Source organism: Vibrio sp. 10N.247.310.17 (genome assembly GCF_041466605.1).
In the GTDB taxonomy this organism is placed as follows: domain Bacteria; phylum Pseudomonadota; class Gammaproteobacteria; order Enterobacterales; family Vibrionaceae; genus Vibrio; species Vibrio tasmaniensis_A.
The window spans coordinates 1-9,270 of sequence record NZ_JBFSTC010000132.1; the positions used below are offsets into that span (position 1 = coordinate 1).

The 9,270-nt window shown below is 44.0% G+C and carries 6 protein-coding genes; 2 read left to right on the top strand and 4 right to left on the bottom strand.

Translation table 11 applies throughout. The features are described 5' to 3' along the window. Nucleotides 1-79: 79 nt before the first annotated feature. Both AB6D80_RS23075 and torT read right to left on the bottom strand, forming a co-directional pair. Nucleotides 80-535 (bottom strand): methylglyoxal synthase, encoded by a 456-nt coding sequence (locus AB6D80_RS23075; RefSeq protein ID WP_009844869.1) that lies wholly within the window; start codon nt 533-535, stop codon nt 80-82. A gap of 60 nt (nt 536-595) precedes the next feature. Then, the gene (gene torT, locus AB6D80_RS23080) at nt 596-1,543 is read right to left on the bottom strand and encodes a TMAO reductase system periplasmic protein TorT (protein ID WP_244499062.1); all 948 of its coding nucleotides are present in this window, start codon (nt 1,541-1,543) and stop codon (nt 596-598) included. Between torT and AB6D80_RS23085 the strand changes: the two genes are divergently transcribed. Together AB6D80_RS23085 and torS are read left to right on the top strand one after the other, a co-directional pair. Then, a complete protein-coding gene (locus AB6D80_RS23085; protein ID WP_231847902.1) occupies nt 1,488-1,652 on the top strand; it encodes a hypothetical protein in 165 nt (54 codons plus the stop codon). The genes torT and AB6D80_RS23085 overlap by 56 nt on opposite strands. 64 nt (nt 1,653-1,716) lie before the next feature. After that, nucleotides 1,717-4,749 (top strand): TMAO reductase system sensor histidine kinase/response regulator TorS, encoded by a 3,033-nt coding sequence (gene torS, locus AB6D80_RS23090; protein WP_372189711.1) that lies wholly within the window; start codon nt 1,717-1,719, stop codon nt 4,747-4,749. Nucleotides 4,750-5,008: 259 nt separating this feature from the next. Here torS and AB6D80_RS23095 read toward each other — a convergent pair whose 3' ends face one another. Beyond that, the gene (locus AB6D80_RS23095) at nt 5,009-7,363 is read right to left on the bottom strand and encodes a fatty acid cis/trans isomerase (RefSeq protein WP_372189713.1); all 2,355 of its coding nucleotides are present in this window, start codon (nt 7,361-7,363) and stop codon (nt 5,009-5,011) included. A gap of 168 nt (nt 7,364-7,531) precedes the next feature. Then, the gene (locus AB6D80_RS23100; protein WP_372189715.1) at nt 7,532-9,196 is read right to left on the bottom strand and encodes a VRR-NUC domain-containing protein; all 1,665 of its coding nucleotides are present in this window, start codon (nt 9,194-9,196) and stop codon (nt 7,532-7,534) included. Between the last annotated feature and the right edge of the window lie 74 nt (nt 9,197-9,270).

Here is a 9,270-nt window from a genome sequence, read left to right on the forward strand (position 1 = left end):
TAGAAATCCCCAGCAATTCGCTGCAAAAATCAGCTCGAAAGATCAACACGCCCTAGTAAAGGGCTAATTTAACGTATGATTATGTGCGCTCTGCCAAGTATGCTTCGTAGTCTGGGATCTCAATGATCACTTCTTCTTCAAGCAGTGAAGAGTTAAACAGGAAGTTAGCGGTAGCGCGGTTGGTTGCTACAGGGATGTTCCAAACACTTGCTATGCGAAGTAGTGCTTTTACGTCCGGGTCGTGTGGTACGGCATTTAATGGATCCCAGAAGAAAATCATCATATCGATCTTGCCTTCAGAGATAAGCGCACCAAGTTGTTGGTCTCCGCCCATCGGGCCGCTGATCATGCTCTTAATCGCTAAGCCTGTTTCTTTACTAAGTAGAGAACCTGTCGTGCCCGTTGCATAAAGGAAGTGCTTTTGTAGTTTTTCTTTGTTCTCTTTGACCCATCTTAATAGCTCAGGTTTGAAATGGTCATGAGCGACCAAAGCGATATTCTTATGCGTTGGCATAGTACGCGTCGTTTTTTGCATGGATGTTCCCTAAATGATTGATTCGTTTTTATTGTTTTGAGTTCTTTAGTCAATATAGCACTAAGGATTCACACTGAATACCGGGCGAAACTCAGAAGGTGACAATGAGTCGGCGATAATTTGATCTTTGAGTGTTGCTGGTGTCAGTGCCTCAATCATGGGTGCACTATGTTTTTCATAAGGTTGACCACGCAAGTAATTGGTGGCTTGCTTTACCGACAAGCGACCTTGTTCAACCATTTTATCTGTTGGTGCAAAAAGCACCTTGTTACGAAGCAAACCGCGGTAGATTCCGTGACTTAAGTAACTTGAAATTAACCCAATATCTTTGGTTTTACCCGCAGCTCTTAGTTCACTTATCGCAGCTTCAATCGCGACTGCACTTCCGACAATATATTGAATATCCGGTTGTTCGATGACTTGTTGTACCAAGTTTCTTTGCAGTTCTTTATCGTTGTCTGCCCAATAGCTGATCGCGATTTTGATATCGCTCGATTTGATTGCATCATAAAACCCGAGCGCCACAGGTTTAGTGCCACCGCTTGCTTGTGGGCCAAGTAATAGGGCGATAGGTGTTTCTCCTGACCCTTTTGGATGTCTTTTCGACAAAAACTCTCCGACTTGGAAGCCCATTTGATACCAGTCGACACCGACCGTGCCTTTTAATACTCTTTGTTGCTCTTTATTGACGGTTAACTCATTGACTGTGGCAAACACAGGGGTTGCTCGGACCCAGTTGGTCAGGTTCTCATGGTAAGCGTCAGGCGAAACGGTGCCTAAAATAATGGCATCAGCCCCCCATTGCGTGCAAAGCACCAGTTGTGAGGCTTGTTTAGCGACGTTGGGGTAACCGCCAGCTTCCAAAACTCTAAGTTCGACTTGTTGCTTTTCTGCTTCTGAGACCATTCCGTAGTTAACCGATAACCAATAAGAGTCTTTTAGGTGCGGATAAATGGCACAAATTTTTTCTTTTTGTGATGTGGCTTCTGCCGGTTTTATTGGGCTCAAAGGCTCACTAGCACTTGCTACAGTGGTGACTGATGCTAGTAATGAGAGAAGAATTTTTGAAGTTAAAGGTCTAGATAGCATGAATTGCCGTTTTATTGGTTTTAGATAAGAAACACTGCAAAATATAGCGTATTCTGCATGGGTAAAGAAGAACGTTTTAAGGTTTAGAGTTTATGTTGTTAGCTTCAGCGTGTATTGGACGCAAGCTACTGGCCTCATTCTTAGTGATGGCCCTGTTGGTTTTATTGTCTGCATTGATCGGTGTTTCTGGTTTTAGCTTTGTAGCAAAGACTGAAAGAAACGTCGTCGATTCTGCTCTTCCTGCCATGATCGAAGCTCGTCAAGTATCTGAGTTGAGTAACCGTATTATTTCGTCGGTACAAACGCTTTCTAATGCGAGAAATGAAGCAGAAAGAAAAGAAGCGGGCACTATGTTGTTCGGTCAACTTGAGTCGCTTCTTCAGCATATCAAAGAACTTGGCGTCGACAGTTTTGATTCCCAACTTCTTAATAAACTCGAAAACAATGTCCAAAGTGTTATTAATACACTGGCTGAGTTGGGCGTGTCAGTTGAACGTAAGCTTTGGTTAAACAAGGAACTGTCTTCTCGTGTTGAAGAGATGCGTCTACTTGCGGAAGAGCTAGAACAGCTAACCCGAACCCAAGTGTTGAACACGGCCACCATCGCAGTTGCCAACGTTACACACATTTATGATCTATTAGAAACCAAGCAAACTGATAAAGCCTACCAAGCCTTAGATGCGCTTGTTGAGGTAGACCTTGATTTGTCTGAACGCTTGCATGAATTACATTTGTTGGCGTACAAAATGCTTAATCAAATTGAAGAAACGCAGACTGTCACTAACGTTGAACGTATTCATCAAATCCAATCTGAGTTTGAATCTAATCTAAGAATTATGGCGCGCCGTGTGAAAGCGGTCGAAGACCCGACTCGTTCAGCGCAGATGTCTCAGCTTCTTGAAGAATTAAGAAAACGCCAAGTCGTGTTCGATATATCGTTAGAACAATATGAGAACACCAAAAAATCTGAATTTCTGATGCAAAATACGCTGGAGCTGTTTTCGCAACTGAATACAACGGTTAACCAATTGATCGACGATTCGAATCTAAGTACCAAAAAAGCGGTTGATGAGCTGACTAGCACGCTGAATCTAGCTCAATGGTCGTTGTCGGTGATTTCGGTTATTGGCTTGGTTATCGTTGCCGTTATTGTGTGGCGAGTTGTTTATATCTCGGTGGTTAAACGTCTTACTGAATACTCTTCAGCTTTGATGTCTATCGCTCAGGGGCGCCTGAATATCGATATCTCGGTTAAAGGTAATGATGAACTGGCGCATATGGGTGAGGCTATTATTACAGCGAGAAACACGGCACAGGCGCTACAAGTGGTTGCCGTTGGAGAAGCGAAGGCGAAACGTGAGCTCGAAGAACATAAAGAGCACTTAGAAGAATTGGTCACCGACCGAACTTATCAACTGCAAAAAACCAATGAGAAGTTGAATGTCGAGGTGGAAAATCACGCTAAGGCTCGTAATGCCGCAGAACAAGCAAGCCGGGCTAAGTCCGCCTTCCTCGCGACGATGAGCCATGAAATACGAACACCGATGAATGGTGTGTTAGGTACGGCTCGATTACTTAAAGATACTGGGCTAGATCCTTTGCAATCGGGTTATGCCGATATCATTAACCGCAGCGGCAAGAATCTTCTCGCCATTTTGAATGACGTGCTTGATTATTCAAAGATAGAAGCGGGGCATTTAGAAATACGCACGGCTTCGTTTGATCTCTACCAAATGGTTAAAGATACCTACCAACTAATGGAGGGGCGTGCTGCTGAGAAGAAACTTAATTTCGATTTCCATATTGAAAGTAACGTACAACGTTATTGGCGTGGTGATGTAACACGAATCAGCCAAATTTTGAACAACCTGGTTGGCAATGCGATTAAGTTTACTGAAACAGGCTCAGTCGATATCTTTATCAGCTTAGATATAGAAGATGAAAATCGAGTGATGTTTGAAGTGTCAGACACGGGGGTTGGCATTGATAGCAAAGAGCAAGCTTGTCTGTTTGATGCATTCACCCAAACCGGTAGTGGTCGCAATAAAACTGGCGGCACTGGGCTAGGGCTAGCGATCAGCAAAAGTATCATGCAAGCAATGAACGGTGATATTGGTGTTCATTCCGAAGAAGGAGAAGGTAGCCAATTCTGGTTCTCAGTACCTTTGTTCGCGGGTGAGAAGATTGAAACGAAAGCACCGACTATTGAAGCTTGTATCCGTGCCAAAGTACTGTTGATTGAAGATAACCCTGTTAACTGCATTGTTGCTGAAGGATTTCTGAATAACCTAGGCCATGACGTTGTGATGGCGACAACAGGAGAAGAGGCCAGAGCTATATTCAGTGAGCAGGCGTTTGATATTGCGCTGGTAGACATCAATCTACCCGATTGTGATGGCATAGAGCTGATTCAACAGTTAAAAGCGATTCTAGAACAAACGTCCACGGCTGAGCCGATAAATATACCCCCTATGGTGGCGGTGTCGGCGCATGTATTCAATGAAGAAGTCGAAAGCTATTTAGCATCAGGGTTCGATGGTTTCTTGCCTAAGCCGTTGGAGAAAGAGGCTCTTTCTCAGCTCATCGTTACTCAACTCGATGGTAAAGCACTGTTGTTACCACAGCCTGATCCGAACGATGCTGTTTGCAAACAAAACTATAAACGCGTAATTGAGAGTAACAGTGATGAACTCAACGCCACACTGATGGCAGATGTATTGGCTAATCACACGGCTACCATTGATGCTAAATATGATACAACTGATTCCCGAGACAGAGGAGGTGCTCCGGTGAAATTGATTGATTCCAAAGTGATAGAGGGTGATCTGTCGATTCTTGGATTAGAGAAAATGAAACAGATCGTGGCGCTGTTTGATGAAAGCAGTGACCTGACCTTGAATGAATTAGCTGAGGCGAGTCAAGCGGATGATGGGCGAGAAGTGAAGTCCTTGGCGCACAAACTTAAAGGATCAGCGGGTAGTTTGGGTCTATCAGCACTGTACAGCTTGTGTCAGAGCATTGAAGCAAGCGAAGAACCATTATTGCAGTATCGAGATAACGACCAAGCTTTATCGGAACTAGTTAAAGACTCGTTGAAGGCACTTGTGCCCTATGTTTCAGTTTAACGATGTGAGCCTGTTTTAAGCTTATACCTAATCTGCAAGCCAAATAAAAAATCCTCTGAACGACTATTCGTCAGAGGATTTTTTATAGCATGTGTACCAATGGTTCTTTAAGAAAGACTTACCAAGATTTCAAGCAACATGGCCGACGATTAAGGTGATATGACCGACGTTCAAGGCAATATAGCCGACGCTCGAGGCAATGTGCTCAATGTTCAAAAGCTAGAACCAAGGCCTAGCGCTTACTGGCTATCTATTTTTACTATCTATTCTCAAAACGGTTGTAATCCAATAAACCAAACTCAATCGGTTGATCTTGTTTATACCAACGGTGAACTCGGTCGCTGAATGGCCAGAACTCAGGCGAACTGCGTCGTACTGCAAACTTATCCAGCAACGCGACGTAATCTTTTTCTGTGTCCAAGCTTTGCAGTGCTTTAACCAGAGTCGGTATATCGCGCTCAGTTAATGACAGATAAGCGGCAGGGTAGCTACCTATAACCCCACGTACCAGTGTTAAGTCGTCATTGGCGTAATCTCGATTACCCTCTTCATTGAACAGGCTTGAAATGTTGCTGTGAGCGTTATTGTGAATCATAGTGAACAGCTGCTCATCGCCGCTCTCGCTTTCAATCATGATCGTCACTAATTGAGGCACATGACGCAGACCGCCTCCCTTAATCAAATTCACTTGTTTGAGCAGAGCTTCGTTTTTCCGACTGAACCCTGTTTCGACAATATCAAAGCGATTATCGAGGATCGGCGCGAGCTTATCTTTGATCATATTAAGCAGTTCACGCTTAGGATTTGTCGTTTTGTATATCACGTTGGTTGGCTGGTCAAAAGGTGCAATATTGCGCTGCAAGTAGTCGCTCAACTGTGAGCTTTGGTTTTCATACCAACTTGAGTGTTCAATGTGTCGCACGTCTTTTGGAAGAAGGGTCAAGAAGTTACTCTCACCCTCAAGGCGCAAGAAATCCATAAACATGCGGGTAATCAGTTGGTGGCCGAAGTTACCGTAGACATCAAAACCAGCAACGAGAAGGTAATGGATACGTTCTAGAAGGGCGTAATCAAGAATCCACGCAGTCTTGGGTTGTGGGCCAACTAAACCTTGAACAACTGAAGCGCTATCAAAGTGTCTAAAGATAGTAAGCGCGGCATTAGGGTTCGTGCCATTGCCATCCCAAATGATATCTGTGTCTAGATTTACGCCGCTATCAAACCATTGATTGGTGAAGTCTGATTTCGCATTAAGGTATCGAGCTTGCTGCTTCGCGTAGCTCACCCAGTTTGTGACAGGGACAGTGTTGCTTTCTAGTTCACTAGGCAGCTTTAGGTTTTGCTTCTGGTTGGCATAAAACTGATTAATTTCAGGCAGATCCGCTTTATCAGGATCGATGAATAGTACCCAGAATCTATCATTGATCACGTTGAGTGCCAGCTGCCCGCGACACACCGGCCCCTTGATAAAGGCCATGATGGTGTTTTGTGCATTGTCTAGCATGAAATGGAAGCGCGAGTTCACCGGAAGTGCTTCAAACGAAGTCATTGGATTCGCCGCGACGTCAATCGCGTAGCTAGGAAGTTGTTTGACAGCGTAACGAGCATCCACAAACCATGTGTTCCAATTGTTCAGGCGTTCTTCATTTAATGCGAAAGGCATGTGTGTTTTGTGGACGATGGTGCCTTGCTCTGGAATCAGGCGATAATAAACCCGATCCACTTTTGGATCGTCGTAAGGTCGACGAGTCGTGATGCGTTGAACCGCTTCACCAGGAGGCGTCGCAGAACGAACCAAGGTGAAGAAGCGTGTTGGCTGAGCTAAATCAGAGAAATAGAGGTGTGATAGAAACAGATGTTCATAGATATAACGTGCTGAAAGTTGGCTTTTATTGTCACTCTTGTTGAGAAAGCCCTCGTAGATTTCAACGAGCTCTTGTTCCGCATCATTCAGTGGAATATGGTCATTCATTAACGCGCCATTTTCCAACCAGCTCATTAAAGTCGCGTATTCCGTTTTATCTAAGTTCGGCATGCCATAAGGCATTCCCCACGTCGGGTAATCTCTTTCGTATTGAGCGTACTCTTCAATGGTCGGACACTGTTGGTCGCGATCGGTTGAAAAGTCGAAGCCTTCAAGTTGCGTTTGATCTGGAAGAGGGTGGTTTTCTTTTTGCATCAACATACGAGAAACAAGCCCAGCATCAAGGTTAGCCGTTGAATTCTGCATACGTTCGTTAAGCACTGGATGAAAATCCGCATCACGCCACTCTTGTGTGGTTATCGCGTCTTCAAACAGGCGGGTAGGGGCTGAGGCGGTTAAACGGGTGCCTTGATAAACGAGTGCTTTACTCGCCCCTCGGTCGATACCTTCAACTGAAGACATTTTGAGCTGGCAAGGTGCATCATAACAAGCGTGGCAAACAACACAGCGGCTATCAATGATAGGTTTGACTTCGTCAATGAAATGCTGTGCTTGAGATGAAAGAATAGGCGCTTGGCGATCACGGACTTGTTGTTCACCAAAGAGCTGATCGAAGTTCAACCCCGCGTAGACGGCACAACCTGAGAAGACGGTAACAAAAGCTAAAATGAAGAGTTTTTTCAAATTCATACGTATTAAAGATTAGGCATTTTCTCTAATTATATCGAAAATGATTGAAAAAGCTCATGTTCTGACTATTTTGTAGATAAGATATTGATGTAAGTTATTTACTAGAGACTAGAGACTAGAGACTAGAGACTAGAGACTAGAGACTAGAGACTAGAGCTAGGCAACTATCTAATGATTGACGTAGCAAACCGAGAATGGAACAGATAATCGCTCGAACTCTTTGATCCATCGCCACTGGTTGTCTTGCAATTTATCGCCGGGCCCTTTGACCTCAATCCAATGAAATTCATCGTCCCTGAACGCGATCAAATCCGGCATCCCAGTTCTAAATAGCTTTAGCTCACTGAGCATCACTTTGAATAGATCGACGATTAAGGCGTTCGGAATAGCCTCCATACTGTGCTCAATGAGTGCTTTAGGGAAATGGTTCCAATGAACGAATGGATTTGCGATACCGTATTTCTGGTCGTAGATATCAAGCAATTGGTTTAGTCCTTGCTCGGATATGGTTTGAAACACAGCCTGGATCTGTTCAGCTCGGTTGTCTATGAAGTCTGAATGGTACAGATCCAGAGGGCGATGTTGGTAACGATTAATAAATGCACTCTCAACGTCTGCGAAAATCACTTCCCAAAAGGCTAAGCCAAACAATCCACATAAAAAACTGTTCTCTGAAAAGTAGACTTCCCAACCTTGGTTTTCGAAATGTTGCTTCACCGCAAGTTCAACTCGCGTTTGGCTGAGGTCTAATTCCAGTTTTATCTCTTTGCAGCTCGGTTTTATGGTTCGAGAAACTTTGTGGCCCTGTTTCCGTAGTAGCCTGTTTTCAAGCTTAATAGCGACTTCCAGCTCTGATACATCTGATGGATTCGCTTTCATTTTCGTGACAATGTCACACGTTAAGTTTAGCTCATCTTGCTTGTCATAGATGCGTGCAAGTCGTTCTCTGCTGGGGGGAAGTACGGATTGTTTGAACCAAAAGACAGCTTGATCGTTTTGGTTGAGCCTTTCTAGATCGCGAGCGATATCATTGATCAAACGCGATCGTTTTCTGGCAATGCTTCTGTGCTCTGATTCTTCAGGAATCGAGTTTAAAAGCTGCTCAAGAAACTCACCGTCTTTGCGGTCCCCTTCTGAATACAAGCGTTGAATATCACGTATCTGGAGCAGTTGATTGAGCTGTTCTCTAGAGGTGAAGAAACGACGCTGTTTGCTTAACGGGTAATTTTCGAAGGTGTTGAGTCCAAGATCGCTAAGAACGAATTGGCTTAGGTCTTGATAAGTATTGGCAAAGAACAGTAGTAGCAAGACATCAATAACTTCAGATTCGACAACGTAAATACAATCGAATGACAAGTTTTGGAACTGGTCAAAAGGTTGGTGTTCGAGCAAAGCCAAGAGTTCGTCTTTCTTCGCTGTCTGATTGTTCATAAGAAATGGGAATGCGCTGAACAGTTCTGGTTTAGTCAGTAGATGCAATCCTAATTCGAGATCACTAATGACAAGGTTATGTTGTTCGGTAGGGTGACTTAACGCAATGAAGTTCGATGTGTTTAGCTCTTGTAGTGCGCTTTTCAGGTCTGGAATTTCAGCATAGTTGAGCTTATCACTTCGAAACCAGCAGCCCTTGCGAGAAAGCAAACGAATCATTAGACACTGGCTTGCAACTGAAAGACGTTTGTATTCAGACAACCAATGGCATTCATCGTCACTCAGCAGATCAGGATAGAGTGTTTGAGCGTGTTCAATCAGTCGATTGAAGTTGTCGAGATAATAAGTAGGGGAGAGCTGAGAAGTGGTTTCTATCGTCAATGGATTAGTCGCTTGATACAAAAAGAGCCTAACCCTAAGGTGAACTGACCCCCAATAGTTGGACACCAATTATTGGGGGTCTTTTTATGTCCAAA